Below are 26350 nucleotides of genomic sequence, written 5' to 3'. Positions count from 1 at the left end.
GAGGATCTCCGATCATGGCGGACTCAGAGGAGTCCGTGGCGCGGGGGCAGGGTTCCGTTCAGCACGTAGCGGCCGATGTGCTGGATCTTCCAGCGGACCGGGTCGTGCAGGGTGTGGGTGCGGGCGTCCCGTCAGTGCCGGTGCAGATTCAGGGAGTTGAGCGCGGAGCGGGTGCCGGACACCTCGAAGAGGGCCCCCGCCACCTCCACGGCGGTGGCGGCCGCGTGCGCCTTCGCGGCGGCCACCGCGATCGAGGCCTCGGCGGCGGAGCCCTCGGTGAGCGCGCCCGCCGCCAGGTCGACCGCGCGGGCCCCTGCGGCCAGGAGCGCCTCGGACGCCCGCACCTGGACGGCCAGTTCACCGAACCGCTGGATCAGCAGCGGGTCCTCGGCGGCGCTGTCGACCCCGCTCTCGAACCAAGGGCGGCTCTTGGTGCGGACGAACGCGGCCGCCTCGGACAGGGCGCCCGCGGCGATGCCGGTGTCGATGGCGGCGTGCAGCAACTGCGCGATGGCGCCGTGGAGTTGCGGACCCCGGAAGGTGAGGTGGTGCGGCACGACCCGGTCGGCGGGCACCGGTACGGCGTCCAGGCGGACGGTGCCACTGGCCGTCGTACGCTGCCCCATGCCGTCCCAGTCGTCCACGACCGTGACCCCCGGCGCCTCACGGGGGACGTAGGCGACGTGCAGGTCGCCGTCCTCGGCGCGGGCGAGCACGGGGATCCAGTCGGCGAAGAGCGCGCCGGTGGAGTAGTGCTTGACGCCGGTGAGGACGTACGAGCCGTCGGCTGCGGCGTCCAGCCGGGTGCGGATGTCCTGGACGTGCCGGGTGCCCGCCTCCGACTGGGCGTTGCCGAAGCGGCGCCCCGCCAGCACCTCGGCGAAGAAGAACTTCCGCTGCTCGTCCGTACCCTGACGACGGATCACGTTGACGTAGACGAAGTGGCTCTGCGGGATCTGCGCCAGGCTGGCGTCCGCCGATGCCAGCAGCCGGAAGATCTCCGCGAGGGTCTCCTGACGGACGTCCGCCCCACCGTGTTCCGCGGGCACGCTCACGGCGAGCAGTCCCGAGGCGGAGAGCCGGTCCAACTCCCGGCGGGGCAGTCGTCGTTCGGAGTCCCGCGCCGAGGCACCGGTGCGGAACTCCTCGGCGAGCGCGGCGGCCACCGCCAGGGCCTCGGCGTCGTCGGCGAGTACGGGGACGGACACGGCGTCAGCCCGCCGCAGCCAGCAAGGGCGTACGGCCGAGCGCCGCCGCGAACTGGTCCACCACCTGGGAAAGGGACGCCGCGGCGGCGGGCGCCACGGAGATACCGCCGTCCTCGCCGGCGGTGATGTCCTTGTCGAGGGTGAACCAGCCCTGGACGATGTGCGCGGCGCCCATGGAGCTGAGCACCGGGCGCAGTGCGTAGTCGAGGGCCAGTACGTGTGCCGTGCTGCCGCCGGTGGCGAGCGGCAGGACCGTTTTGCCGGCGAGCGCGTACTGCGGCAGCAGGTCGAGCAGGGCCTTGAGCACGCCGGAGTACGCCGCCTTGTAGACGGGGGTGCCGACGACGACGCCGTCGGCGCGTGCGAAGAGTGCGGTCGCCTCGACGATGGCCGGGTGCCGGAAGTCCGCACCGAGCAGTGCCTCGGCGGGGATGGTGCGGACGTCGAGCGGGATCACCTCGTGTCCCTGGGCGGCCAGCCGGGCGTCGAGGTGGCGCAGCAGTTTCGCGGTGCGGGAGGAGGCGGAGGGGCTGCCGGAGACGGAAAGGACGGTGGCCATGGGGCCCTCTTTCGTGAGCGGAGGTCGGTGGGTTCAGGCGGGCGAGGGGACGGACCGGGCCTCGCGCTCGGGGAACCGCGCCTCCAGCTCGCGTACGAGGGGCAGCACCCGGCGGCCGAAGTACTCGACCTCCTCGTGGTAGTGCAGGAAGCCGAGGAGGAAGAGGTCCACGCCGAGCCGCCGGTAGGCGACGATCCGCTCGGCGATCTGCTCCGGGGTGCCGATGAGGCCGGTCCGGAAACCGTCGTTGTACTGCACGAGGTCCTCGAACGTGGAGTCCTGCCACATGCCCTTGCCGTCGGCGGTGGAGCGTCCGGCCTGCTTCACCGCGTCACCGAAGCCCTCGACGGCGTCGGTGTCCGCCCGGGCGACGATCTCGCGGAGCGTCTCGCGGGCCTCCGCCTCGGTGTCGCGGGCGATCAGGAAGGCGTTGAGGCCGAACTTCGGCGGCGTGCGCCCCACTTCGGTCGCGGCTTTGTGCACGTCCGCGATCTGTTCGGTGACCCCGTCGAAGTCCTTGCCGTTGGAGAAGTACCAGTCGGAGACGCGGCCCGCCATGGCGCGGGCGGCGGTGGAGTTGCCGCCCTGGAAGATCTCGGGGTGCGGGCGTTCGGGGGTGTTGAGCGGTTTGGGCTTGAGCGAGAAGTCCCGCAGGCGGTAGAAGTCACCGGCGAGTTCGGCGTGGTCCTCGGTCCAGATGGACCGCAGGGCGCGGATGAACTCCTCGGAGCGGCGGTAGCGTTCGTCGTGCTCCAGCCAGGGCTCGCCGAGGGCGGTGAACTCGCCCTTGAACCAGCCGCTGACGACGTTGACCGCGAAGCGGCCGTTCGAGAGGTGGTCGGCGGTGGCGCCCAGTTTCGCTAGGACGCCGGGATGCCACAGGCCCGGGTGGACGGCGGCGATGACCTTGAGGCGTTGGGTGGCGAGCAGCAGGGCGAGGCTGAAGCTGGTCGACTCGTGCTGGAACTCGGCGCCGTAGCTGGCCATGTAGCGGACTTGGCTGAGCGCGTAGTCGAAGCCGTTGTTCTCGGCGAGGACGGCGAGTTCGCGGTTGTAGTCGTATCCCCAGTCGGTGCGTTGTTCGATCTTGCTGGTGACGAGACCGCCGCTGACGTTCGGGACCCAGTAGGCGAAGCGGACGGGTTCTGTTGCGGACACGGAGAAGCTCCCGGCGTGCTGGAGGAAGGCATGACGAAAGGGACCGGCCATTTCAGGGGGAAAGGCGGGCGACGGCACTGGAGAACAGGTGCGGTGCGATCGGCGGGTGCCCTTGGGGAACAGCGCGCGGATGAGCACGGGACTGCGCGCTGTGCGGGGAACGCGCCGGGGCGGCCGCCGGTGGGAAAGGGGCGGACCGCCGGTGCGAAGGGGACCCTACCGGCGGGAAATCGTCAGGCTTCGCGGCAACAGAAGGAGCTGGAGACACGCGCGAGGTCGACATGGCGTCGCCGCGTGAGGTCCAGTCGTGTCTTCATGTCGTCGATCGTCGCAGCCGCTCGTCGAGGACGTCAAGGAACAGCGGCCCGGTCTCGTATCCCGGACCACGGGATCTCACGAACTCGGCAAACCTCGCTTTCCCGGCCGCCGCCGCTACTGCCTGGGCGGCACCTCGGCAGCAGATCCGCTGCTCCGCCAGGCACGCCACGCCGCTGCTGGGTGCGCGACCGGCCGACGTCGAAGTGTCCGGGCGGCCCGCCCACGACCCTCGATACGGGTGACGGGGCTTCGCACCTCGCTCATGACGTCCTGCTGCACCGGGGGTTCGGCGGCGCCGGTCTCTCGCGCCTGCGGGTGCCCGTGGCCGGCCACGCGGCCCTGGCCGGCCTCGTCGAGCCGCGGCGCGGTGACTTCGTGACCGCCGTGGACGCCGTGGCCACCAACGCCGTGCTGCACGGCGGCGGGGACGGAACGCTGGTCCTGCTCCACCGGGGCGGGGAACCGGAGTGCCGGATCGGCACCCGGGGCCCCGGCTGCACCGAGGCCGTGCTCGCGGACCTCGCACCCCGCCCGGGCGGCGCTCCCGGACGCGGCGTGCTGTGGCTCACCCGGCTCGTCGCCGAAAGGCTCTCCATCGTGCCCGGCACCCCGGGGACGACCGTCAGCCTCGCGATGCGCCCCGGCTGACGATCGCGCCACCGCGGGTGCCCGGCCAGGGGGTGCCGTCCGCATCACGCCGGCGGGTGCCCCACCGGGCGCCGCGGCCCGGCGGGAGGCGCACAACGCCCCCGGGGGCACAGGCTCAGTCGTCCTCCCGCGCCGGAACCACCACGAGGAAGGCGTCCGACTTGAGGTCCATCACCACTGTGGCGGGCTCGCCCTCGGCACGGCGTCGGGCGGCGTACTCCTCCGCCGGCCACGATCCGCGCGGAGACCCCGCTGGAAACCGCTCCAACACCTTCGCACCCATACCGGCAGACACCTCCACCATCGACCCGACTGGTACCTCCGTGCCTGAGCGACTGCCCGCGTTCCGCCGGGGCATGTCATGTTTGTGCACCGCCTTCGCCGCCGCGGCTGAGCGGGCCGGGCCACCAGGCCACGGGGCCCAGATCCCGGACCAGCGCCGGAACCAGCAGCGACCGGACCACCAGCGTGTCGAGCAGCACGCCGAAGGCGACGATGAAGGCGATCTGGACGAGAAAAGCCAGTGGGATGACACCGAGGGCGGCGAAGGTGGCCGCCAGCACCACACCGGCCGAGGTGATCACGCCGCCCGTCGCGACCAGGCCGCGCCGTACGCCCTCCCGCACACCGTGACGCAGCGACTCCTCCCGGACGCGGGACATGAGGAAGATGTTGTAGTCCACGCCGAGGGCCACCAGGAACACGAAGCCGTACAGGGGGACGGACGCGTCGGTGCCCGTGAAGCCGAAGCCGTGCCGGAAGACGAGCGCGGAGACGCCCAGGGTGGCGAGGAAGTTGAGGGCGACGGTGGCCACGAGCAGTACCGGCATCAGCAGTGAGCGGAGCAGGCCGGTCAGGATGACCAGGATCACGGCGAGGACGACCGGGACGATGAGCGTGCGGTCGCGCTCAGCGGTGTTCCGTGTGTCGTACTGCTGCGCCGTGTAGCCGCCGACGAGTGCGCCCGCTCCCGGCACGGCGTGGACGGCCGTGCGCAGGCGCGCGACGGTGTCCTTGGCCGCGTCACTGTCCGCGGCGGCCCGCAGGGTGACGTCGAGACGCGCCCTGCCGTCGACGACCTGCGGGTCTCCCGCACCGGGGCGTCCTGGGCCCGTCACCGCCACGGCCGAGACGACACCCGCGGTGGCGCGTGCCGCGGCCGTGACCCGGGGGAGCCGGTCCGCGTCGGTCATGATCACGACCGGGTTGCCTGAACCGCCCGGGAAGTGCCGTCCGAGTGTCTCCTGGGCGGTGACGGAGGGCGCGTCGTCGACGAAGGTCTCGTCGAGCGGGACGCCCTTCGCGGTGAGCGCCGGGGCGAACGCGGCGCACACGAGCAGCGCGGCCAGGGCGGACGCCCACACCCTGCGCGGTGCCCGGTCCACCAGGCCGGCGACCCCGCGCCAGATGCCGTGGCCGCCTCCTCCTGCCTCGGCGGTCCGCGGCCTGGCCGGCCAGTAGGCGGCGGGGCCGAGCAGGACCAGCACGGCGGGCAGGAAGGTCAGCGTGCTCAGTACGGCGCAGCCGATGCCGATGGCGCCCACGGGACCGAGGGCCCGGTTGTTCGTGAGGTCGCTGAGCAGCAGGGCGAGCAGGCTGAGCGCCACCGTGCCGGCGCTCGCGACGATCGCCCCGCAGGACCGGCGGAGTGCTGCCCGGGCGGCCGCGAACCGGTCGTCGTGCGCGGCGAGTTCCTCCCGGTAGCGCGCGGTCAGCAGCAGGGCGTAGTCGGTGGCCGCACCGATCACCAGGATGGACAGGATGCCCTGCACCTGGCCGTCGACCCGCACGACGTCGTGGTCGGCGAGGACGTAGACGACGGCGCAGGCCAGACCGAGGGCGAAGACGGCGCCGGCCATGATGACGAGGGGCAGCAGGAGACTGCGGTAGACGAGCAGCAGAATCACCAGCACGGTCAGCAGGGCCACGCCGAGCAGCAGTCCGTCGATCCCGGCGAACGCGTCGGACAGGTCCGCCTGGCCGGCGGCGGGGCCCGCGATCCGGGCGGTCGTCCCGGGGACCCGTTCCGCTGCCTCGCGGATCCGGTCGAGCGCGCCGGGCAGTTCGTCGCCGAGGCCGGGCCGGAGCTGGACGACGCCCTGCAGGGCCTTCCCGTCCCTGGCGGGGAGCGCGGGCGACGGCGTGCCGACGACACCCGGTTCATTGGGGAGGGTTGCCAGGGCGCGGGTGGCGGCGGCGCGCTGTCCCGTCGTCATCCGTGCGCCGTCGGCGGTCCAGACGACGATCGCCGGCAGGGTCTCGTTCTGGCGGAACGCGCGCTGTTCCTCGATGACCCGGGTGGACTCGGCGTTGCGGGGCAGGAAGGCGGCCTGGTCGTTGGTGGCGACCTCGCCGAGCTTCCCGGCGTAGGGCCCGAGGGTGCCGCCGATGCCGAGCCAGGCGACGAGCAGGACCAGGGGCAGCAGCCGGGCGGCTCGCCGCGCGGTGAGGGACATCGCTCTCCAGGAATGGCGGAAGGAATGACGGGGCACGTATCTCAATGGAAAACAATCTTAATCATTGAGAGATAGTGGGCGGATCGTAGCCCACACCCCACCTCTTTCCGGACGAGGCGCCCGCCCGGATGCACCGGGCGGGAAAGTCAGCGGCCCGGCGCGCGGACGGTGGAGAGCTCCTCGTTGAGCGCCGTGAGAAAGCGCAGTGCCACCGACAGCTCCTCCTCGCTGAAGCGGGAGCGCACGGTGTCGGTCGCCTGTGCGAGGGGACGGAAATGCGTCCGGGCGGCGGACCTGGCGTCGGGCACGTAGTGGACGTGGACGACTCGGCGGTCGGTGCTCTCCCGGACCCGGCGGATGTGACCGGCCCGCTCCAGCCGGTCGAGGCAGGCGGTGACCGCCCCGGACGTCAGGCCGAGATGGTCGCGCAGCCGTCCCGGCGTGAGCGGCTCCTCGGAGTCCAGGACCGCGGCCAGGGCCTGGATGTCGGTGGCGTGCAGGCCGTGCTCACCGGCGAACCCGTGCACCAGCCGGTTGATCTCACCGTTCATCCGGCGCAGCTGCACCGCGAAGGCCTGGAGGTCCGGCGCCGCCGAGCGGCTCCGCGCCGCGCCGCCGTCACGCGCGCGGTCGCCCGCGGGGTCCTCACCGTCGTCTCTTCCAGCCACGCGAGCAGCCTATAGAAGCCCGCGCCCCCGCCCGGACACGACGGCCCGAGCCCCGGAAGGAGTACACGCGCATCCGTAGCGCCGCTCCGCGTGGAAGAGATCGGGAAGGGGGCCGACGGAACGGACGACACGGTGAGCGGAGAAACGATGAGCGGTGACGAGACCGGCCCCGGTCTGAACTGTCTGGTGACCGGAGCCACCGGCTACATCGGCGGGCGGCTCGTCCCGGAGCTGCTGGCCGCGGGCCACCGGGTCCGCTGCCTGGCCCGCTCCCCCGCCAAACTGCGCGACTACCCCTGGGCGGGCGACGCGGAGGTGGTGCGCGGCGACGTCACGGACGCCGACTCGCTCGCCGAGGCGATGCGCGGCATGGACGTCGCCTACTACCTGGTCCACGCGCTGGGCACGGGCAAGGGCTTCGAGCAGACCGACCGCCTGGCGGCCCGGCTCTTCGGGGAGCAGGCCCGCGCCGCCGGCATCCGGCGCATCGTCTATCTGGGCGGTCTCGTCCCGGCCGGCGTGCCCGAGGAGGAACTGTCCCCCCACCTGAGGTCCCGCACCGAGGTCGGCCGCATCCTGCTCGCCTCGGGCGTGCCCACCACGGTGCTGCGCGCCGCCGTCATCATCGGCTCCGGCTCGGCGTCGTTCGAGATGCTGCGCTACCTCACCGAACGGCTGCCGGTCATGGTCACCCCCAGCTGGGTGCGCACCCGGATCCAGCCGATAGGAGTGGGGGACGTGCTGCGCACGCTCGTAGGCAGCGCCCGGATGCCCGCCGACGTCAGCCGGGCCTTCGACCTCGGCGGCCCCGACGTGCTGACGTACCTGGAGATGATGCGCCGCTACGCCGTGATCGCCGGCCTTCCGCGCCGCCTGATCGTGCCCGTGCCCGTCCTGACCCCCCGGCTCTCCAGTCACTGGGTCGGACTCGTCACACCGGTGCCGCGGTCGATCGCCCGCCCGCTCACCGAGTCGCTGCGCCACGAGGTGGTGTGCCACGAACACGACATCGCCCGGTACGTCCCCAACCCACCGGGACGGCCGATCGGCTTCGACGAGGCGGTGTCCCTGGCCCTGCAGCGGGTGCGGGACGCCCAGGTGACGACGCGGTGGTCGTCGGCGTCCGTGCCCGGCGCCCCCAGCGACCCGCTGCCCACCGACCCGGACTGGGCGGGCGGCAGTCTCTACACGGACCGGCGTGAGCTGACCGTGGCCACCTCCCCCGCCGCCCTGTGGCGGGTCGTCGAGGGCATCGGCGGCGACAACGGCTGGTACTCCTTCCCGCTGGCCTGGGCGGTCCGCGGCTGGCTGGACCGGCTGGTGGGCGGGGTCGGACTGCGCCGGGGACGCCGCGACGCCGCGCGGCTGCGGGTCGGTGACTCGCTGGACTTCTGGCGGGTCGAGGAGATCGAGCCCGGCCGTCTGCTGCGCCTGCGGGCCGAGATGCGGCTTCCGGGACTGGCCTGGCTCGAGATGTACGCCGACGTGGACGACGACGGACGCACCCGCTACCGGCAGCGGGCGCTGTTCCACCCGCACGGGTTCCTCGGGCACGCCTACTGGTGGAGCGTCTCGCCCTTCCACGCCGTCGTCTTCGGCGGCATGGCCCGCAACATCGCCAAGGCCGCGGCCAGGGAGGCGCCCGCCCAGGCGCGGGAGCCCTCGGCCTCCCCCGCCCCGTGACGGGCCCCCGCCGTCACCCCCGCGCCCGCATCCGCCGGGACCGCCGCGCCCGAATCAGTTGGTCACCCCCTCTCCCCGCCGCCCGCCCCGGAGCCGCACCATGAACGTCTCGGTCGTCCTGTTCACCTCGGACCTGCGCCTGCACGACCATCCGCCGCTGCGGGCGGCGCTCGACGGCACGGCCGAGATCGTGCCGCTCTTCGTGCGCGACGCGGGCATCGACGCCGCCGGGTTCGCCGCGCCGAACCGGCTGGCGTTCCTCGCCGACTGCCTGACGGATCTCGACGCCGGGCTGCGCGAGCGCGGCGGCCGGCTCGTCATGCGCTCGGGCGACGTCGTCGGCCAGGTGTGCAGGGTGGTCGCCGAAGCGGAGGCCGACGAGGTCCACATGGCGGCCGGGGTCAGCGCCTACGCCCACCGCAGGGAGGAGCGGCTGCGGACCGCCCTGGAGGCGGAGGGCTGCCGCCTCCACGTGCACGACACCGTGATCACCGCGGTGGCGCCGGGCGCCGTCACCCCGCTCTCCGCCGATCACTTCTCCGTCTTCACCCCCTACTTCCGGCGGTGGTCCGGGCAGCGCCTGCGGGAGGTGCTCGGCCCGCCCCGGCAGATCCGGGTGCCGGACGGTGTCCGCTCCGAGCCCCTGCCCGCGCGCGGCGCCACCCGGGGGATCTCCGCGGGCCTGGCTCCGGGCGGCGAGACGGAGGCGAGGAAGCGGCTGGCCGCCTGGCTGAGCGTCGGGCTCGCCACGTACGAGGACCGCCACGACGACCTGGCCGGCGACGCCACGTCGCGGCTCTCACCCCACCTGCACTTCGGCACGCTCTCCCCCGTCGAGCTGGTCCACCGCACCCGCCGGGCGGGCGGCCCCGGCTCCGAGGCGTTCGTACGGCAGCTCGCCTGGCGGGACTTCCACCACCAGGTGCTGGCCGCCCGGCCGGACGCGTCCACCGCCGACTACCGCACCCGGCACGACCGGTGGCGGTCCGCGACGTCGGCGCACGAGGACGTGACCGCCTGGAAGGAGGGACGCACCGGTTACCCCGTGGTCGACGCGGCGATGCGCCAGCTGCGGCACGAGGGCTGGATGCACAACCGCGGCCGCCTGCTGACCGCGAGCTTCCTGACCAAGACCCTGTACGTGGACTGGCGGGTCGGGGCCCGGCACTTCCTGGATCTCCTGGTGGACGGCGACCTCGTCAACAACCAGCTCAACTGGCAGTGGGTGGCGGGCACCGGCACGGACACCCGCCCCAACCGGGTCCTGAACCCGGTGATCCAGGCCAAGCGCTACGACCCCAACGGGGCGTACGTCCGGCGCTGGGTGCCCGAGCTCGCGGGACTGGACGCCTCCGCCGTGCACGAGCCGTGGAAGCTCCGGGGTCCCGAACGTGCGGCTCTCGACTATCCCGGCCCCGTCGTCGAACTGGCCGAGGGGCTCGCCCGGTTCAAGCGGGCGCGGGGCCGGGAGTGAGCGGGGCCGCCCCGGGTGACGGAGCTACCGTCCGAGGTCGCGCAGCACCTCACGCGCGGCCCTGGCCCCCGAGGCCAGCGCCCCCTGGACGGAGCCGGTGGCCCGGTGGTCGCCGCACACGTACCGTCCGGGAGCCACGAGGGCCCGGCGGCTGAGCGGCTGCGGGGGCGGCATCGCGGGCAGCGCGTCGGGCACGGTACGGACAGTCAGGAGCTGCCAGCCGCCCGTCTCCGTCCCGTAGGCCTCCGCCAGAGCCTCGCGTACGCCCGTCTCCCGGCCTTCGCCGTTCTCGCCGAGGACGGAGGTGGCCACCAGGGAGGAGCCCGGCGGCGCGTGGCCCGGGACCACCTCGCTGAGCACGCACGTGTTGAGGAACCGGCGCCGGGTGTCGGTGAGCAGCGTCGGCTCGGTGAGCGGTGCGCGCTCGGCCGCGTGGTAGTACGTCGTGACGGTCCGGTACGAAGGCACCTCCAGCTCGGGCAGCAGTCCCACGGCCGGGCCCGGGCCGGTGGCGACCACCACGGCCCGCGCGGCGAGTTCGCCGCCCGCGCTCAGCTCGACTCCGTCGTCGGTGAGACGGTTCACGGGGCTCTCCAGGCGGACCGTGCCGGAGGGCAGCGCGTCCGCGAGCTGCGCCGGTACGGCGCCGATGCCCTCGGCGGGCAGGCAGAGGGTGCCGCGCAGCATGCTGCGCCAGACGAGGTGGAAGACGCGGCTGGAGGTCTCGAGTTCGTCCTCCAGGAAGACGCCGGACAGGAAGGGGCGGAAGAAGCGCTCCACGAAGTCCTCGGAGAACCCGGCGGCCGCCAGCGCGGTCCGGGTGGTGCGGTCCTCCCCGCGCTTCAGCAGCCGCACGGGCGCCAGCATGTCCCGGGCCGACAGCGCGCCCAGTGCGAGCAGGTCGCGGGTCCCGGCGAGCCGGCCGGGCAGCAGATCCTTCGCCCGCCGCGGGGTACGGGTCGGGTCGCTGAAGCGGAGTTCGCCCTCCTCGGTGTGGATGAGGACGCCCGGGGTGAAGGGCCGCAGGCGCAGGTCGCGCAGCAACAGCCGCCGCCGGGCCTGCGGGTAGGAGGTGTTGAAGACCTGGAAGCCGCGGTCGACGACGAACCCGTCGACGCGGTCGGTGCGCATACGTCCGCCGACCGCGTCGGACGCCTCCAGGACCCGGACGTGCAGGCCCGCGTCGGCGAGGTCCCGCGCGCAGGCGAGGCCGGCGAGGCCCGCCCCGACGACCAGCACGTCGGCCGCTCCGCGGGTTCGGGTCATGACTACCACCTTCGCATTGTGGCGGGTGCTCGGGCGGAGCGCCCGGCGGACGTCCGGTACGCGGTCGACGCCCGGCGGACGCCTGACACGCCGTCGCCGCCCGGCGGGCGTCCGCCGACGCGGTCGCGTACGTCCTGTCCGTCCTTCCCGCTGCCCCGGTTCCGCGGATGCATGAATGCGTGAATGCGTGAATGCCGGAGTGTTCCCGGCCGGGGCAGCGGGGCGGCTCCCGCGGAACGGTCAGGTGCGCACCTCGGGGGCGCCGGTCTCGTACGTGCCGGCCAGCGCGGCGAGCGCGTCCCGCAGGCCCGGCGGCCGCAGCATTCCCTGCGCCCGCTGTCCGGCCCAGCCGGGGCCCCCGAGCAGGACGGCGGGCCGGCGGCGCGCCCCCGTGACGCCCCACCGGGTGGCCGCGACGTGCCGCGCGAGCGGAAGGCTCGCCGTGGAACGCGCCTGCGACCAGAGGACGACGGCCGAGGGGCCGAGCCGCCGTACGGCCGCGGTCAGGGCCTCGACGGGGACGGCCGAGCCGAACATCCGCGTCGGCAGACCGGCTTCGGCGAGCCCTGCGTTGAGTGCCTCCAGGGGCAGGGTGTGCTGTTCGCCGGGGACGCAGGCGAGGACCACGGGTCCCGTTCCGGTGTCCGACTCCGCGTGGCCGGCCGGCCAGGTCGCGCGGCGCAGGGCCGTGGAGATGTGCCAGGACAGCAGGTGCTCCACCTCGACGTACCGGTCCCCGGACGACTCCCACTTGCGCCCGGCGGCGTGCAGGGTCGGGACCATCACCTCCTCCCAGGCGGCGACCACGCCGTGCAGTTCCACCAGGGAGGCCAGCTGCCGTTCGACGGCGGGCGCGTCGAGCCGGACGGCTGCGCGGGCGAGGCCGCGGCACTCCTGGCGGGCGTCCCCCAGGGGCAGCGCGCCGGGCGCCCGCGAGCGACCGCGCGGTCCCGGCCCGGGCGACGGCGGGCCGGCCTCCGGCGGGACCGCGCCGGAGGCCTCTTTGGCGGCGCGGGCCGCTTCGGCGGGGGGCACGCCGGACGACGTCAGGCGGCACATCGTCTCCAGCATCGCCACGTCCTGGGGCGTCCAGCGGCGGTGCCGTCCGTCGGCGCGGACCGCGGGGCCCAGGCCGTACCGCCGGTCCCAGGAGCGCAGGGTCGTGGGCGACACCCCGAGCCGACGCGCCAGGGCTCCCGTGGTGACGCCCGCCTCCACAGCGGGATGCCCGGGGCCGGCTTCCGGGGCGGACTGTTCCCCGCCGCCCTCCAGGACCGCCCGGGCGACGTCCGCGTCCGGGGCCGCCTGCGCCGCGTCCGTGTCCGGGGCCCGTCGCTGCGGGTCCGGTGGCGCCGGAGGGTGTCGCTCGGACGCGTCCGGATCCGGTGGCGCAGGAACGTGCCGCTCCGACGGACGGTTCTCACTCATGCCGCGACTATACGACGCAGAAACGATGCGACTTGTACCCGCGGCGGCGCGCTCCTGAGCATGGGGTCACCGGAAAGCGGATCGAGCCCCACCGTGAGGAGTCGAGGTCATGACCGCACTGACGTTGCCCCCGAGGGCCCCCGCAGCGGAGGCCCCCGTCGACGCGGACCTCGTCGACGCGGACCTGGTCGAGGGCTTCATGGCGGGCGACGAGGCATCCCTGACAGGCGTCTACCGGCACTGGGGAGCGCTGGTGCACACCCTGGCCTGGCGTTCCCTGGGCGACACACGGGAGGCCGAGGACGTCACGCAGCAGGTGTTCCTGGCCGCCTGGCGGGGCCGCGACGGGTATCGCCCCGAGCGCGGTGTCTTCGCCGGCTGGCTGGTGGGCATCACCCGGCGCAAGGTCGCGGACGCCCTGTCGGCCCGGACCCGGCGCGGCGACCTGGTCACCGCCGCCGGCTCGGCCCTCGTGGTCGCCGACCACTCGGCGCAGCACCCGGAGTCGGCGCTCGACAGGGTCCTGGTGCGGCACGAGCTGGCGCGACTGCCCGCACCTCAGCGCCGGGTCCTCCACCTCGCGTTCTACGAGGACCTGACCCAGACGCAGATCGCGCAACGCACCGGGTGGCCGCTGGGCACGGTCAAGAGCCACTCCCGTCGGGGACTGCTCCAGCTGCGCCGCTGCCTCCAGCAGGAGGTGACGGCCCGGCGGTGAGGGGCCGATGAGCAGGAGTGACGAGTACTCGATGCACGAACGTCGCAACAGCGCCGTCCTCGCCGGGTGCCGTCGTGTCCACCCGGCACTTTCGGTTCTGCGGCCTGACGCCAATCCGCCGCGGCACCGGCTCCGGATCACTTACGTACCTGTCGCACGTCCTGGAGGACCTTTCCGTGAAAGAAGCCGTGGGGATCGAGAGAAGCCCGTACGCGGAACCGAGTCTGCAGGACCTGATGGGAGAGGTCGCCCGTGGCGACCAGGAGGCCTTCGCGTCCCTCTACGACGCCGTGGCGAGCCCGGTGCTCGGGATCGTGCGCAGGGTGCTGCGCGACCAGGCGCAGTCCGAGGAGGTCACACAGGAGGTGCTGGTCGAGGTGTGGCGGACGGCCGCCCGGTACCGGCCCGAGCGCGGCTCGGTCATGAACTGGGTGCTCACCCTCGCCCACCAGCGTGCCGTGGACCGGGTGCGGTCGGTCGAGGCCGCCGCCGCGCGTGACCAAAGGGCGGCTCTCCTGGACCGCACGCCCGAGTTCGACGAGGTGACCGAGCAGGTGGAGGCCCGTCTGGAACGCGAGCAGGTCCGGCGCTGTCTGCGCACGCTGACGGAACTGCAGCGCCAGTCCGTGACGCTGGCGTACTACCGGGGGCTGACCTACCGCGAGGTGGCGGAGTTGCTGGCCCTGCCGCTCGGCACGGTGAAGACGAGGCTGCGCGACGGTCTCATCCGGCTCCGCGACTGTCTGGGGGTGACGGCGTGACCACCGTCGACCTGCACACACTGACCGGGGCCTACGCGCTGCACGCCCTCTCCGACGACGAACGCGGCGCGTTCGAACGGCATGCCGCGGACTGCGAGGCCTGCACGGACGAGGTCCGTGAGCTGTCCGAGACGGCGGCGCGGCTCGGTCTCGCGGTCTCAGCGCGTCCGCGCCCCGAGCTCAAGGGCCGGGTCCTGCAGCACATCACCACGGTTCGTCAGGAAGCTCCCCGTACCGCACCGCCGCGGAGGCCCGGCCGGCGGACCGCGGCGCGGGCGACCACCCTGTCCCGCTGGGCCCTCGCGGCGTGTCTCGCCGCCGCGGCCGCTCTCGGCGGTACGACGGCCTGGCAGCACGAGCGCGCCCAGGACGCCAGGGAACAGGCGCGGCAGACCGAGCGGCGGACGGACGCGGTCGCCTCGGTGCTGGCCGCCCCCGACGCGAAGACGCGTACCACCGCGCTCGCGGACGGCGCAAGGGGCACGGTCGTCGTCTCGCGGAGCCGCGACGCGGCCGTGTTCATCGCCTCCGGGATGGCGAGACCGCCCGGCGGCAAGGTCTACCAGCTGTGGTTCGACGACGGCGGGACGATGCGTTCGGCCGGGCTGATGGATCCCGGCCGGAGCACGGAGGCCGTCCTCATGGCCGGTTCCGTCGACGGGGCGTCCGGCATGGGCATCACCGTCGAACCGGCCGGCGGATCCGCCGAGCCGACCTCGCGCCCGGTCGCCCTGCTGGGGCTTCCCGCCTGAGACCCGACCGCCCGGCCCGTCAGCGGCGGCTCCGGGCCGGGCGGTCCTCCGAAGCGTCGCCCGCCGGTCCCCCGACCGGCGGGCGACGATGCCGCGCCTCGGCCGGCCCTGCTCCCCGCACGCCGCTTTCCAAGGACCTCATCTCTACACATGGAGACCTCTACACATAAGGAAAAAATAAGAGCAAACTGGACTTCATGTGGCGCTTGCCGCACACACTCCCGGAGGCGGTCGGGCCACAAGAGAACGAAGGAGACGAGTCATGGCCAACGTCTCGCACACCCGAGGTGACATCACCAGTCACCCCGATGCCCCGGAGATGCGGGCCCGCTACGACCGCATGATGGGCGGTCGCGATGTGGCGCTCGTGGACGGACCGATGTTCCTGCTCGGCCTGTACTGCGCCGCCTCCCCGTGGATCCTCCACTACACGTCGAGCCAGCCGTCTCTGGTGGTGCACAACCTGATCATGGGCATCGCGATCGGCGTGCTGGCTCTCGGCTTCACCAACTCGCCGGAGCGGATGTACGGCCTGAGCGGAGCCCTGTGCGCGCTGGGCACGTGGATGATCATCTCGCCGTGGATCGTCGGCTCGAGCCCCGACACCGGCGTCGTGCTCAACAGCATCATCATCGGAGCGCTGGCGGTGGTGCTGGGCATGGTCTGCATCGTCACCGCGACGAGGAGCACGTCACGGAGGTGACAGCGGACGAGGAGCACGCCCCGGGGCGGAACGCGCCGGGGACGGCCGGACCGGCCCCGTCGGTCCGGCCCCTGCGGTGCGGCCGGGCCGGGCAACGTGCCGTGTGTCCGCGTGGCGGGCGCACACGGCGAGATCAACCCATGGAGATACGACCGGTGTCCGCCGCCCCCGAGCCGTTGTCGCACGGACGGCGTTCCGCCCCTGGGGTGACCGGCCAGTGACCGGCCGCGCCGCCGACCCGGCCGGTCACTGCTGCGCGAGCCATTCCCGGTACCAGGCGAGGGTCGCGTCCAGCGCCTCGCCGAGCGGCGTCGGCCGCACGCCGAAGGCCTCCTCGAAGGCGGACGAGTCCACGATCTGCGGTTCCGTGTGCTGGTAGAACATCTCCGCGTACTCGGCCATGAACCGCTCGTCGAAGGGGCCGAAGGGCGCCGGCTCCTTCAGGACCAGGGCACGTACCGGCCGGCCGAGCCGCCGCTCGATCAGGGCGTGGACCTCGCGGGTGGGGAGCGCGGGCGCCGTCGGCAGGTGCCACACCCGCCCGTCGCCCTCGGGGTGTTCACCGAGGGTGGCGAGGCCTGTGGCGACGTCCCCGATGTACGTGTAGCTGTGCGGCAGGTCGATGTCACCGAGACCCAGGACCTCCCCGCCGGTCAGCGCACCGGGGAACACCGTGGCACCGAGGGAGGAGTTGAGCACGCCCGGGCCGACGAAGTCCGCGGACCGGCCGATGACCACGCGGGCGCGGCCCTCCCGGTGGGCGGCGAGGTACTTCTCGTCCAGCTCGGCGCGCATCCGGCCCTTGCGGCTCGTGGCGTTCCACGGGGAGTCCTCGGTCATCACCGCTCCCCCGGTCTCGCCGTACGGGTAGAGCGTGTCGAGGACGACCAGGCGCGCACCGGTGGCCCGCACGGCGCCGAGGAGGGCGTCCTGGATCCCCGGCATGACCTCGACCTGGAGGTGATAGGCGACGTTCACGCAGTGATAGACGACCTCGGCCCCGGCCACGGCGGCGAGCGCCCCCTCAGCCGTACCGACGTCGGCGGCGAGTCGCTCGACCCCCGCGGCGACGGGGCCGGTTCCCTTCCGGTCGACGAGCCGGACGGCGCGGCCGCGGCGGACGAGTTCCCGGGCGAGCGCGGTGCCGGCCGGGCCGGAGCCCAGGACGACGTGCGGGGCGCGGGCCGTGTTCGGGGTGGTGGACATGCGGGATTCCTTCTCTCGGTGTCGCGCTTGCGGGCCTCCGGACCGAAGGCCACAGCATGCGAAGGCGGCGTTGCGTGACTTCCCATCGCTTTAGTTAGAGACTGTAACTCTTGCGAGTACCCCTAGCAATAGTGGCTGACCGACGTCGTTCGTTAGGGTGTGTAGCGAGACCTACAGAGGGAGCCGTACGTGGTCGGCAATCCACAGGGCCCGCGGGCCCGGTACCGCGAACAGACGCGCGCGGAGATCAAGGAGATCGCGCTGCGCCAGGTGGCCGAGGGTGGCACCGCCGCCGTGGCCCTGACGCGCATCGCCAAGGAAGTGGGCCTGTCGGGGCCGGCCCTGTACCGGTACTTCGACAGCCGGGACGCGCTGCTGACCGACCTGATCCGGGACGCCTACGCCGATCTGGCCGCAGCCGTGTCGGCGGCCTCGGCCGTTCTGCAGCCGGACGTTCCGGCGCGTGCGCGGGTCCGGGCGCTGGCGGCCGCGTGCCGGGAGTGGGCGGTCGGGCAGCCCCATCGGTACCTGCTGGTCCAGGGAACGCCGGTTCCCGGCTACAGCGCGCCGCCGGACACACTGGACAGTGCCCGGGCGGTGCTCGGCCCCTTCCTGACCGCGTTCCGCCGGGCGCGGCCGGGCCCGGCGGCACGGCCCGTGGTGCTTCAGATGACGGCGTGGGTGCGCGAGGACGCCACGGTCGCCGACTGGGTGGCGCTCCGCACGCCTGCGGGCGACAAGGACGCGTCGTGCGCGGATGCGGGCGCAGGCGGACCCGCCGCCCCGCACGACGCGGAGGCGGCCGGGGTCGCGCTCGCCGGCGCCGTCCTGGCCTGGTCGCACCTGCACGGGGCGGTCGGCCTGGAGGTGTCCGGCCAGTTCGAGGGCATGGGCCACGACGGCGGCACACTGCTCGCGGCACAGATCGAGTCGCTGGCGGACGCCTTCGGCCTCGCCTGACGGCAGGGATGAACGCCGGCGCGGCGGTGGCGGTGGCGGGACGCTGACACCGCCACCGCCACCGCCTCGTCCCAGGAGCGGACCGAGACCCGGACACCGCCGCGACGAGGCCCGGAAGACGGCGACCGCCGTGCCTGCCACCCGGACGGGGACGGGACTCCGCCGCCCACGTGCCTCGTCGCCGGTGGCGTGTCCGCGGCAGGCAGGGCTACGCCGACGAGCCCCCGCCGGACGCGTACACGTACGGCGTCGTCGTGGTCAGCGGGACGAAGCCGAGGCGGGCGAGGATCGGGCGGCTCTGGCTGGAGGCGTCCACCTGGACGTAGCGGTAGCCGCGGTCGGCGGCGACCCGGGCACGGTGGGCGACGAGGGCGCGGTAGATGCCCCGGCCCCGCCAGCCCTCGACGGTCCCGCCGCCCCACAAACCAGCGAATCTGGCCCCGGGCACGAGTTCCATCCGGGCCGCGCTGACCGGCAGGTCACCGGCGAGGGCCACCACGGCGACGACGTTGTCCGCGTCACCGGTGAGCTGGGCGAGCAGCTGGTTGCGCAGGCGTGAGCTGTCCGTGCCGAAGGCCTGCCGGTGGACGTCCGCCACGAGGTCGACCCCGGCGCTGTCGGTGACGGGCAGCAGCCGGACACCGTCCGGCGGCTCCGCGTCGAGGGCCAGGTCGCCCAGCTCCGCGACCATCAGCGTCTCCTCCGGCTCGGGGGCGAACCCGGCCGCCCGGAGCCGCTGTCCGAGGTCGTCCGGCCCGTCGTGGCCGTACAGCTTCCACTCGAACCCGCGCCCCAGACCGGCGAAGTACCGGATCTGCCCGGCTATCGCGGCGTCGGCACCCGCCTCGTCCAGATCCGACCAGACCACTCCGCTCCAGCCCTGGTCGGCACCGACCTGACGCACCACCTTGCCGACGCGCTCCACCCGGGCTCCGGGGCCGTCGGGCCGCGCGCCCTCCCGCATGTCCCGGTCGAACAGGGCCAGTACCCCTACGTGATCCATGAGCTCACTCCAGCATCCGCCGGGTGTCGCTGCAATGGGATTACGCGGCCGTTTTCCGGCGGGCCGGAATCCGGCCGCGTCCTGACCGTCCTGCGCGGCCGCCGCGGCGGCCCCCTCTGCGGCGGGGTCCGGGGGCCGGGGGCCGACGTGCTGCCGCCCTCCGGCGGTGGACGTGAGGAGGAGGCCCCGGCCTGCTCGTACCGCGACTTCAGCAGCCGGAAGTGTCGGCAGCGAGAACGGACGCCCGTCCACCCACGTCGGCCGGACATCCGCCCCACGGCCGCGGCGCCCGCCCTCACCGCCCCGCTCTGCACGCGGCGGGACGGCGCCGCCGCCTTCCTGGCGGGTACTTGACCGAATCCGGTCACCACCCGTGGCGGGGGACGGCGACCCTTCCGGTTCCCGGCCGGCTGCCGCCCCGTCGGACGTGCGCCCCGGCCCGCCCGCGACACCGCCCGACACGGGCGTCCCTCGACGGCAGTTCGGAGCCGGTGTCGTCCACCATGGACTCAGTCCCAGACCGGAGAACCCGATGGCCACCACCCTGGACCGGTACACGAACACCCGCCCGCGCACCGCCGACAGGGCGACAGCCCTGCTGCTGTTCGCCTGCTCTCTCGTCGGGAGTCCGATCACCACACCCGGCTCCCGCCACCCGGACGGACTCCGGCCCGCCTCGCTCCTGGCAGCGGTCTCCTGCGCCGCCCTGCTGTGGCGGCGCAGCCTCCCCCGCGTCACCGTGGCGGTGACCGCCTGCCGCACCACGGCCGTCGGCGCCCTGGGCCACCTGCTCACCCCGCGGGTCCTGGGGCCGGCCATGGCCGGCCCCTACTGGACGGCGGCCGGCACCGACCGGAGAACCACCCGCGGCTGCGCGCTCGGCACCCCAGCCCTGCTCGTCGCCGCCGCGGTGACGGCGCGGGTACGGCTCGGCCACGCCGACGACCGGCTGACCATCACGGTCACCGACGACGGCACGGCCCCGGCGGTCCCCGTCCCGCCCGCGCCGGGCCACGGCCCCGGCGTCATCGGCATGCGCGAACACGCGGAGTCCGTCGGCGGCGCCCTCAGCGCCGGCCACCGCCCCGGCGGCGGCTTCGAAGTCACCACGCGCCTACCGCTGCACCCCCACCCGCACCCGCACCCGCACCCCACGGAACCGGAAGAAGAGCGAACCCGATGACCATCCGCGTCCTGCTCGCCGACGACCAGGCCCTGCTCCGGGCCACCTTCCGCATCCTGATCGAGTCCTGCCCCGACATGGACGTGGTCGCCGAGGCCACCGACGGCAGGGAGGCGGTCGATCTCGCCCGCGCCCACCACCCCGACGTCGTCCTCATGGACATCCGCATGCCCGGTACCGACGGGCTGACCGCCACCACCGCCATCTGCGCCGACCCGGAGCTGGCGACGACCCGTGTTCTCATCCTGACCACCTTCGAGATCGACGAGTACGTCGCCCAGGCGCTGCGGGCCGGCGCCAGCGGTTTCCTCGGCAAGGACGTGGGCGCCGACGCGCTGCTGAGTGCCCTGCGCACCGTGGCCGCGGGTGACGCCCTCCTCTCGCCGCTGGCCACCCGTGCGCTCATCACCCGTTACCTCGCCGCGCCGGTGCCCGGGAGCCCCCTCGCGCCTCCCGAGGCCCTCGCAGCGCTCACGGCCCGCGAGCGGGAGGTGATGGCGCTGGCCGCCGAGGGGCTCTCCAACCCCGAGATCGCCGATCAGCTCGTCGTCAGCCCGCTGACCGTACGCACCCACGTCCATCGTGCGATGACCAAGCTCAACGCCCGTGACCGCGCCCAACTGGTCGTCATGGCCTACCAGTCCGGCCTCGTGCAGCCCGCGCCGCCGGCCGCGTACTGAAGGTCGCCCGCGGCAGGGCCCGTGCCCGCTGGGTGCGGCCGTGGCGGCGCCGCGTGCCGCGATAGCTTCGCCCTGACACGGCCGGGCCGGCCGTGCGAGACCCCGACCGCGGGAGAGTTCATGCGCGAGGACGCGATCGTCCAGGTGGCAGCCGGAGTTCATCTGGTGCACGGCAGCGACACGAACTGGGTCGTCCTGTCCGACGGCGACACGGTCGCCCTGGTCGACACGGGCTACCCCGGTGACCGCGAGCAGGTTCTCGCCTCGCTGCGGGCGCTCGGCCACCCGCCGGAGGCGCTGACCGCCGTACTGATCACCCACGCGCACAACGACCACCTCGGCTCCGCCGAGTACCTCAGCCGCGCCTTCGGTGTCCCCGTCCATCTGCACGAGGCCGAGATGCCGCACGCGCGGCGCGAGTTCCTGCACCAGGTGTCCGTCGGGCAGGTCATGCGCCGGGCGTGGCGGCCGGGGGTGCTGCCCTGGGCGGTACGGGCCCTGCGCGCGGGCGGCACCGCGGACGTCCGCATGACGGAGCCCCGGCCGTTCCCCGCGCCGGGCGCGCTCGACCTGCCCGGGCGTCCCGTCCCGGTCCACACGCCCGGCCACACGGCCGGTCACTGCGTCTTCCATCTCCCCGACGCGGGCGTCGTCATCTCCGGTGACGCGCTGGTCAGCGGGCACCCCACGTCCCGTGTCCGCGGCCCGCAACTGCTGCCCGCGATGTTCGACGCCGAGCGCGAGCGGAGCCTCGCGGCGCTGCACCGTATCGAGGGCCTCGCGGCGGACGTCCTGCTCCCCGGTCACGGGCCCGTGCACCGCGGCCCGGTTCGGGCTGCCGCGGAACGGGCGCGGGAGCTCGGCTGAGCCGCGTCCCGCCGCGCGTCACGGGTTTGTACGGCCCGTGGCGCACCGTCGGCGTGGACACCCCCGCGCCACCGATCCCCACCGCCAAGAGCGCGCGCCGCCGGCATGGACACCGCCGCCCGCGGCCCCGCGGGCCGTGCTCGCGCCTGTCCCGGCAGCGTGGTCGTACACCCCGATCATCGGCACCATCACCTCGTCGGCTCGGCTCCCGCCGCAACGTTGCGGCGGGATGAACATCGCACGGCGCCGCCGAGCCTCGCCCCGGCCCCCGGCGCCTCCCTCGCCCCACCCGCGTACCGTCTGCGAACCCGCAGGTCAGCGGGTACACCTCGACATCGAACCGGGGTTTCCACCGCGCCGATCACGCCCCTGGCCTGCGGCGGCGGGCGGGCGGACCGTCCTTGACGGGCGTTCGCGGGAATTGCGACGCTCCTCGCCACCCCACCTCCCCGCCCCGCGTCCTCCCCGCGCCGCATGTGTCTCCCCGCACCCGAAGGGAACCCCAGCCGATGACCTCCGCACCCGCTGTCGCCGTCTCGCCCGGCCGGCGGCTCACCGTCCAGCAGCTCGGCGGCCGGCTCGGCGCCGTGATCTCCGGGATCCGCCTCGGCGGCGACCTCGCACCGGACACCGTGGCCGCCGTACGCGCCGCGCTGCTGCGGCACAAGGTGGTCTTCCTCCGCGGCCAGGACCACCTCGACGAGGCGAGCCACGAGGCTTTCGGACGGCTGCTCGGGGACCCGGTCGCCCACCCCACCGTGCCGTCCGCGGACGGGCGGTACGCGCTGGGCATCGACTCCGACCACGGGGGCCGTGCCAACCAGTGGCACACCGACGTGACGTTCGTGCCCGCGTACCCCGCGTTCTCGATCCTGCGCGCCGTCGTCGTCCCGCCCTACGGCGGCGACACCCTGTGGGCCAACACCGCGACGGCGTACGAGAACCTGCCCGAGCCGCTGCGCACGCTCGCCGACTCCCTGCGCGCGCTGCACACCAACGACTACGACTACGCGGCGCTGCGTCCCGATGCCGTGCCGGAGCAACTGGAGCACTACCAGAAGGTGTTCACCTCGACGACGTTCCGCACCGAGCACCCGGTGGTGCGCGTCCACCCGGAGACGGGTGAACGCACGCTGCTGCTCGGCAGCTTCGTGCAGCGCGTCGTCGGCCTGCCCGCCGCCGACTCGCGGACGCTCCTCCAACTGTTCCAGTCGCACATCGAGCGCCCGGAGAACACCGTGCGCTGGCGGTGGCAGCCGGGCGACGTGGCGATCTGGGACAACCGGGCGACGCAGCACTACGGCGTGGACGACTCCGACGACCACGAGCGGCGGCTGCGGCGCGTCACCGTCGACGGCGACGTACCGGTCGGCGTGGACGGCCGCCCCTCCGTGCCGGTGGAGCCCGAGGCGGCGTCCGTCCCCGCGTCCCTCCCCTCGTCCGGCACCTCGGCCGCGGCCTGAGCACGGCCTGCGGATGCCCGGGCGACGGTCCGTCCGGGCGGCGGTCCGTCCAGGCATTCGCAGGCCACCGAGGAGACCCGCCCTAGCCGAGTTCCAGTGTCGTGACGCCGAAGACGCGCTCCGCGGCGAAGGGCCGCACCGGGCCGGTGTACATGCGGGCCGTCTCGAAGGAGGGGGCGAGACCCAGTTCCTCGGCGAGGGCGACGGCGGGCGCGTTGTCCTCGGGGACGTCGAGCGCCACCTCGCTGCCTGCGATCCCGGCGGTCAGTCCGGCGAACAGCGCCCGGGCGTCCTCGGCGGTGTCGGCGAACAGCGGGCCGACGCGCCAGGCGTCCCGGCCCGGACGGATCACCCCGTAGCCGGTGAGCCGCCCGCCGGTGACGCGGGCCAGGGCACGGTGCCCGTCCTCGGCGAGCCAGCGCTCCACGAAGCGCGGCCGGTCCGCGGGGAAGCAGGCGCTGTCGTACGCGGTGACGGCGCCGAGGTCCTCGACGGGACGCACACCCCGCGGAACCGCCGTCTCCGGCGCGACACCACTGTGGCGGACGGTGCGGTGGGCGGGGTGGAACCCGGACCTGCGGTAGTTGTCCTGCTGCGCCACCACCCCGTCCAGGCCGACGGTCCGGGTGCCGGCGTGGGCCAGCGCCGTCTTCCAGGTGGTGATCCCGTGACCGTGCCCGCGCAGGTCGGGGCGTACCAGGTAGAAGCCGAGGAAGGCGTAGTCGGCGCCGTAGTTGACGACCGAGACGGCCGAGACCGGCTCCCCGTCGATCCTCCCGACGAAGAAGCCGTCGGGGTCCTGGGCGAAGAAGCTCGGGGCGTCCGACAGCCCCGGATTCCATCCTTCGGCCGCCGCCCATCCGGTGATCACTGTCCAGTCGTCCTGCGAGGCCTGGCTGACGACGAGGTCGTGGGAGACCGGAGAGGTCATCGGTGCGCTCCACTTCGTGGGGGTCGTGTGGTGTGCGGTGGTCGGCCGCACACCAGCATCCTCGCCGATCCCGGCGGTACGGACCATGCCGGGCCGGATCACTGCGGGCGTCAATCAGCCATCGGGCGCGCCCTGTTGACCGCACGGGGCACCGCGGGGCGCTCGCCCGCGCCCGCGCTGTCCACGGCCTCGCGCCCGCATCGCCATCCCTGGAACGGAGCGGCCGGACGCCGTCCGGAATCGCGCGTGCCGCCGCGGCGCGCAAGGGTAGGGCACACCGGCCCGGGCCGCTCGCCGGGAGGCGTGGCCACGGGGGCCCGCCTATCGTGATCGAGGGGTGCCCCGGCACGCGGTGCACGGGGCCCCCGGTCCGCAGCCGGGCGTCCCAGGAGGCTTGCATGCTGTCCGTGCACCAACGCCGCGTCCTCGCCGGAGCCGCAACAGCGGCACTGGCCCTGCTGGCGGCGGAGCTGCCGTCCGTGGCGACGGCCGCCGAGGGCCCCGACCTCTCGCGCTTCTACGACCAGAAGATCAAGTGGACCGCCTGCGTGGACGAGGAAGCACCCGAGGACCTCCAGTGCGGGAAGGTCACCGTCCCGCTGGACTACGCGCGCCCCGGCGCGGGGACCCTCGAACTGGCGGTGGCCCGCTACCGCGCGACCGGCCCGTCGCGCGGTTCCCTCCTGCTGAACTTCGGCGGTCCCGGCGGGTCGGGTGTCAGCGAACTCGCCACCGGCGGCAAGGACTTCATGGGTCTCACGAACGGCTACGACGTGGTGACCTTCGACCCCCGCGGCGTCGGCCGGTCCTCCCCCGTCAGCTGCGGCGAGGGCGCGGCCGAGGCCGAGGCTGACAGCACGCGGGAGACCGATCCCCGCAGGACGTTGGAGGACCTGCGGAAGACGGCGGACGAGTGCGTGAAGCACTCCGGGCCCGTACTGGCGCACATAGGCACGGTGAACGCCTCGCGCGACCTGGACGTCATGCGGGACGCGCTGGGCGACGACAAGCTCAACTACCTCGGTTTCTCGTACGGGACGCGGCTGGGCGCGGTGTACTCGGCGCAGTTCCCGAAGAAGGTCGGCCGGATGGTGCTCGACGGAGTGGACACGCTCACCGAGCCTCTGGCCGAGCAGGGCGTGGTGGGGGCGGAGGGGCAGCAGACCGCCCTGGAGGACTTCGTCGGCTGGTGCACCGCGCACATGACCTGCCCCTTCGGAGAGGACGCGCGTTCGGCGCGGGAGGACGTCGTCGCGCTCGTCGAGTCGCTGGACCAGGACCCGGTGCCGACGGACTTCGGTCAGGCCTTCTCCGGACAGGACCTGGTCGGGGCGATCAGTCAGGCGCTGTACAGCAGGCAGCTGTGGCCGACCCTCGAACACGCCCTGTCCTCTCTCGTGCAGGACGGGGACAGCCAGGGGCTCATGCAGCTGTCGGGCGGCGCCGCCCTGCCCAACACCCGCCGGGAGGACCGCGCGGCGGCCGCCGGCCACGACGGGGGTCTCGTCGATGCGATGGAGGTCCCCTTCGACAACCTTCCGGCCGCGCTCGTCGCGATCAACTGCGCGGACGACCCGGACCGGCCGACCGCCGACCAGGTCACCAGGGACATGGGCAGACTCCGCGCCGAGTACGAGAGGGCGTCGCCGGTCTTCGGCCGTTACCGGCTGACCCAGGTGCTGATGTGCTACGGCCGCCCCCGGGGCACCGACTTCATCCGTGACGAGGTCCGTGACGTCGGCGCCGCGAAGATGCTGCTCGTCGGCACCCGGGGCGACCCGGCGACCCCGTACCGCTGGACCCAGGAGACCGCCGAGCGGCTCGGGTCCTCGGCCGTCGTCCTCGACAACAAGGGCGAGGGGCACACGGGGTACGCGTCCTCGAAGTGCGTGCACCAGAAGGTCGACGACTTCCTGCTGTACGGCTCCCTGCCGGACGACGGCAGCTCCTGCGGGCCCGACGCGCACGACTGAACGTCCGTGCACGGCGCGTGAAAGCCCTGGGGAAGACGTGTCGAGCGTGCTCCCTGTACGGCCGGGCGAGCCCGCGTGACGTAGGGATGACCGGCACATGCGTCCTTCGGTGCCTACGCGGAACTCGACGCGCCGCCGACGGTCGTGGGACACCGGCACCACCGTCGCGCGTGCCGGGGCCGCCTGGCCCTCGGAGTACGGCCCTCGGAGTACGTGTGACGTTCGTGCAGGCCGGGCGTCCCCTCGCGGAGGCCACGTTCACCGGCGTCAGTACTGCGTCGCGG

Annotated in this window: 24 protein-coding genes and 1 pseudogene; 13 read left to right on the top strand and 12 right to left on the bottom strand. The window is 73.8% G+C overall.

The annotated features are described in order from the left end of the window. Positions 1-23: 23 nt before the first annotated feature. From AC0ZLC_RS07540 to AC0ZLC_RS07525, 4 genes and pseudogenes are all read right to left on the bottom strand, one after another. A pseudogene (locus tag AC0ZLC_RS07540) lies at positions 24-1208 on the bottom strand (SfnB family sulfur acquisition oxidoreductase). 4 nt (positions 1209-1212) lie between these two features. After that, positions 1213-1767, bottom strand: coding sequence for an NADPH-dependent FMN reductase (gene ssuE, locus AC0ZLC_RS07535; protein WP_476751096.1), 555 nt, complete (start codon positions 1765-1767; stop codon positions 1213-1215). Between the two features lie 33 nt (positions 1768-1800). Further along, positions 1801-2925, bottom strand: coding sequence for a dimethylsulfone monooxygenase SfnG (gene sfnG / locus AC0ZLC_RS07530; protein ID WP_476751095.1), 1125 nt, complete (start codon positions 2923-2925; stop codon positions 1801-1803). A gap of 233 nt (positions 2926-3158) precedes the next feature. Next, positions 3159-3242, bottom strand: coding sequence for a putative leader peptide (locus AC0ZLC_RS07525; RefSeq protein WP_369265308.1), 84 nt, complete (start codon positions 3240-3242; stop codon positions 3159-3161). A gap of 322 nt (positions 3243-3564) precedes the next feature. On the opposite strand from AC0ZLC_RS07525, the gene AC0ZLC_RS07520 reads away from it, so the two are divergent. Continuing rightward, positions 3565-3891 (top strand): ATP-binding protein, encoded by a 327-nt coding sequence (locus AC0ZLC_RS07520; RefSeq protein ID WP_476751094.1) that lies wholly within the window; start codon positions 3565-3567, stop codon positions 3889-3891. 115 nt (positions 3892-4006) lie between these two features. On the opposite strand, the gene AC0ZLC_RS07515 is transcribed toward AC0ZLC_RS07520, so the two are convergent. The 3 genes from AC0ZLC_RS07515 to AC0ZLC_RS07505 form a co-directional block, all read right to left on the bottom strand. Next, the gene (locus AC0ZLC_RS07515; protein ID WP_358855156.1) at positions 4007-4195 is read right to left on the bottom strand and encodes a hypothetical protein; all 189 of its coding nucleotides are present in this window, start codon (positions 4193-4195) and stop codon (positions 4007-4009) included. Positions 4196-4250: 55 nt separating this feature from the next. After that, positions 4251-6347 (bottom strand): MMPL family transporter, encoded by a 2097-nt coding sequence (locus AC0ZLC_RS07510; RefSeq protein WP_476751093.1) that lies wholly within the window; start codon positions 6345-6347, stop codon positions 4251-4253. Positions 6348-6493: 146 nt separating this feature from the next. Further along, positions 6494-7015, bottom strand: a complete 522-nt coding sequence (locus AC0ZLC_RS07505) for a MarR family winged helix-turn-helix transcriptional regulator (protein WP_476751092.1) — start codon at positions 7013-7015, stop codon at positions 6494-6496. Positions 7016-7162: 147 nt separating this feature from the next. On the opposite strand from AC0ZLC_RS07505, the gene AC0ZLC_RS07500 reads away from it, so the two are divergent. Then, positions 7163-8698 (top strand): SDR family oxidoreductase, encoded by a 1536-nt coding sequence (locus AC0ZLC_RS07500; protein WP_476751091.1) that lies wholly within the window; start codon positions 7163-7165, stop codon positions 8696-8698. 100 nt (positions 8699-8798) lie between these two features. Then, positions 8799-10172 carry a cryptochrome/photolyase family protein gene (locus tag AC0ZLC_RS07495; RefSeq protein ID WP_476751090.1) on the top strand — a complete coding sequence of 458 codons (1374 nt, stop codon included), beginning with the start codon at positions 8799-8801 and terminating at the stop codon, positions 10170-10172. A gap of 24 nt (positions 10173-10196) precedes the next feature. Here the strand turns inward: AC0ZLC_RS07495 and AC0ZLC_RS07490 are convergent, their stop codons facing one another. Both AC0ZLC_RS07490 and AC0ZLC_RS07485 read right to left on the bottom strand, forming a co-directional pair. Next, the gene (locus AC0ZLC_RS07490) at positions 10197-11438 is read right to left on the bottom strand and encodes an NAD(P)/FAD-dependent oxidoreductase (protein ID WP_476751089.1); all 1242 of its coding nucleotides are present in this window, start codon (positions 11436-11438) and stop codon (positions 10197-10199) included. Positions 11439-11678: 240 nt separating this feature from the next. Continuing rightward, positions 11679-12866 carry a MerR family transcriptional regulator gene (locus AC0ZLC_RS07485; protein ID WP_476751088.1) on the bottom strand — a complete coding sequence of 396 codons (1188 nt, stop codon included), beginning with the start codon at positions 12864-12866 and terminating at the stop codon, positions 11679-11681. 109 nt (positions 12867-12975) lie between these two features. Here AC0ZLC_RS07485 and AC0ZLC_RS07480 point away from each other — a divergent pair, with 109 nt between their 5' ends. The 4 genes from AC0ZLC_RS07480 to AC0ZLC_RS07465 all read left to right on the top strand — a co-directional run bounded on the left by AC0ZLC_RS07480 (position 12976) and on the right by AC0ZLC_RS07465 (position 15800). Beyond that, positions 12976-13584, top strand: a complete 609-nt coding sequence (locus tag AC0ZLC_RS07480; protein ID WP_476751087.1) for a sigma-70 family RNA polymerase sigma factor — start codon at positions 12976-12978, stop codon at positions 13582-13584. 176 nt (positions 13585-13760) lie between these two features. Further along, on the top strand, positions 13761-14345 hold the full coding sequence (locus AC0ZLC_RS07475) for a sigma-70 family RNA polymerase sigma factor (protein ID WP_476751086.1): 585 nt from the start codon (positions 13761-13763) through the stop codon (positions 14343-14345). Next, the gene (locus AC0ZLC_RS07470; protein ID WP_476751085.1) at positions 14342-15097 is read left to right on the top strand and encodes an anti-sigma factor; all 756 of its coding nucleotides are present in this window, start codon (positions 14342-14344) and stop codon (positions 15095-15097) included. The genes AC0ZLC_RS07475 and AC0ZLC_RS07470 overlap by 4 nt, the downstream gene beginning before the upstream one ends. Positions 15098-15359: 262 nt before the next feature. Beyond that, entirely contained in the window at positions 15360-15800 is a 441-nt protein-coding gene (locus tag AC0ZLC_RS07465) for an SPW repeat protein (protein WP_476751084.1), read from the top strand. Between the two features lie 246 nt (positions 15801-16046). Here AC0ZLC_RS07465 and AC0ZLC_RS07460 read toward each other — a convergent pair whose 3' ends face one another. Further along, a complete protein-coding gene (locus tag AC0ZLC_RS07460) occupies positions 16047-17006 on the bottom strand; it encodes an NAD-dependent epimerase/dehydratase family protein (RefSeq protein WP_476751083.1) in 960 nt (319 codons plus the stop codon). A 189-nt stretch (positions 17007-17195) separates the two neighbouring features. On the opposite strand from AC0ZLC_RS07460, the gene AC0ZLC_RS07455 reads away from it, so the two are divergent. Continuing rightward, a complete protein-coding gene (locus AC0ZLC_RS07455) occupies positions 17196-17966 on the top strand; it encodes a TetR/AcrR family transcriptional regulator (RefSeq protein WP_476751082.1) in 771 nt (256 codons plus the stop codon). 208 nt (positions 17967-18174) lie between these two features. On the opposite strand, the gene AC0ZLC_RS07450 is transcribed toward AC0ZLC_RS07455, so the two are convergent. Continuing rightward, complete coding sequence (locus tag AC0ZLC_RS07450) at positions 18175-18969, bottom strand: GNAT family N-acetyltransferase (RefSeq protein WP_476751081.1); 795 nt, start codon at positions 18967-18969, stop codon at positions 18175-18177. A gap of 532 nt (positions 18970-19501) precedes the next feature. Between AC0ZLC_RS07450 and AC0ZLC_RS07445 the strand changes: the two genes are divergently transcribed. The 4 genes from AC0ZLC_RS07445 (at position 19502) to AC0ZLC_RS07430 (ending at position 23162) form a co-directional block, all read left to right on the top strand. Beyond that, entirely contained in the window at positions 19502-20152 is a 651-nt protein-coding gene (locus AC0ZLC_RS07445; RefSeq protein WP_476751080.1) for an ATP-binding protein, read from the top strand. Next, complete coding sequence (locus AC0ZLC_RS07440) at positions 20149-20832, top strand: response regulator transcription factor (RefSeq protein WP_476751079.1); 684 nt, start codon at positions 20149-20151, stop codon at positions 20830-20832. The genes AC0ZLC_RS07445 and AC0ZLC_RS07440 overlap by 4 nt, the downstream gene beginning before the upstream one ends. Positions 20833-20952: 120 nt before the next feature. Further along, positions 20953-21699, top strand: coding sequence for an MBL fold metallo-hydrolase (locus AC0ZLC_RS07435; RefSeq protein ID WP_476751078.1), 747 nt, complete (start codon positions 20953-20955; stop codon positions 21697-21699). Positions 21700-22208: 509 nt separating this feature from the next. Next, on the top strand, positions 22209-23162 hold the full coding sequence (locus tag AC0ZLC_RS07430) for a TauD/TfdA dioxygenase family protein (protein WP_476751077.1): 954 nt from the start codon (positions 22209-22211) through the stop codon (positions 23160-23162). 82 nt (positions 23163-23244) lie between these two features. Here AC0ZLC_RS07430 and AC0ZLC_RS07425 read toward each other — a convergent pair whose 3' ends face one another. Further along, positions 23245-24093, bottom strand: coding sequence for a GNAT family N-acetyltransferase (locus tag AC0ZLC_RS07425; protein WP_476751076.1), 849 nt, complete (start codon positions 24091-24093; stop codon positions 23245-23247). A 398-nt stretch (positions 24094-24491) separates the two neighbouring features. Here AC0ZLC_RS07425 and AC0ZLC_RS07420 point away from each other — a divergent pair, with 398 nt between their 5' ends. After that, positions 24492-26066, top strand: a complete 1575-nt coding sequence (locus AC0ZLC_RS07420) for an alpha/beta hydrolase (RefSeq protein ID WP_476751075.1) — start codon at positions 24492-24494, stop codon at positions 26064-26066. Positions 26067-26350: the final 284 nt, after the last annotated feature.

The organism is Streptomyces sp. GLSS-08 (assembly GCF_056387915.1).
This window is presented reverse-complemented; position numbering and strand designations above follow the sequence as displayed.

Bases quoted from the DNA above. Each gene is read 5' to 3' on its own strand.
- ssuE (WP_476751096.1), bottom strand. From the start codon at position 1,767: ATGGCCACCGTCCTTTCCGTCTCCGGCAGCCCCTCCGCCTCCTCCCGC.
- AC0ZLC_RS07525 (WP_369265308.1), bottom strand. From the start codon at position 3,242: ATGAAGACACGACTGGACCTCACGCGGCGACGCCATGTCGACCTCGCG.
- AC0ZLC_RS07515 (WP_358855156.1), bottom strand. From the start codon at position 4,195: ATGGTGGAGGTGTCTGCCGGTATGGGTGCGAAGGTGTTGGAGCGGTTT.
- AC0ZLC_RS07510 (WP_476751093.1), bottom strand. From the start codon at position 6,347: ATGTCCCTCACCGCGCGGCGAGCCGCCCGGCTGCTGCCCCTGGTCCTG.
- AC0ZLC_RS07500 (WP_476751091.1), top strand. From the start codon at position 7,163: ATGAGCGGTGACGAGACCGGCCCCGGTCTGAACTGTCTGGTGACCGGA.
- AC0ZLC_RS07495 (WP_476751090.1), top strand. From the start codon at position 8,799: ATGAACGTCTCGGTCGTCCTGTTCACCTCGGACCTGCGCCTGCACGAC.
- AC0ZLC_RS07490 (WP_476751089.1), bottom strand. From the start codon at position 11,438: ATGACCCGAACCCGCGGAGCGGCCGACGTGCTGGTCGTCGGGGCGGGC.
- AC0ZLC_RS07485 (WP_476751088.1), bottom strand. From the start codon at position 12,866: ATGAGTGAGAACCGTCCGTCGGAGCGGCACGTTCCTGCGCCACCGGAT.
- AC0ZLC_RS07480 (WP_476751087.1), top strand. From the start codon at position 12,976: ATGACCGCACTGACGTTGCCCCCGAGGGCCCCCGCAGCGGAGGCCCCC.
- AC0ZLC_RS07465 (WP_476751084.1), top strand. From the start codon at position 15,360: ATGGCCAACGTCTCGCACACCCGAGGTGACATCACCAGTCACCCCGAT.
- AC0ZLC_RS07460 (WP_476751083.1), bottom strand. From the start codon at position 17,006: ATGTCCACCACCCCGAACACGGCCCGCGCCCCGCACGTCGTCCTGGGC.
- AC0ZLC_RS07450 (WP_476751081.1), bottom strand. From the start codon at position 18,969: ATGGATCACGTAGGGGTACTGGCCCTGTTCGACCGGGACATGCGGGAG.
- AC0ZLC_RS07445 (WP_476751080.1), top strand. From the start codon at position 19,502: ATGGCCACCACCCTGGACCGGTACACGAACACCCGCCCGCGCACCGCC.
- AC0ZLC_RS07440 (WP_476751079.1), top strand. From the start codon at position 20,149: ATGACCATCCGCGTCCTGCTCGCCGACGACCAGGCCCTGCTCCGGGCC.
- AC0ZLC_RS07435 (WP_476751078.1), top strand. From the start codon at position 20,953: ATGCGCGAGGACGCGATCGTCCAGGTGGCAGCCGGAGTTCATCTGGTG.
- AC0ZLC_RS07430 (WP_476751077.1), top strand. From the start codon at position 22,209: ATGACCTCCGCACCCGCTGTCGCCGTCTCGCCCGGCCGGCGGCTCACC.
- AC0ZLC_RS07425 (WP_476751076.1), bottom strand. From the start codon at position 24,093: ATGACCTCTCCGGTCTCCCACGACCTCGTCGTCAGCCAGGCCTCGCAG.
- AC0ZLC_RS07420 (WP_476751075.1), top strand. From the start codon at position 24,492: ATGCTGTCCGTGCACCAACGCCGCGTCCTCGCCGGAGCCGCAACAGCG.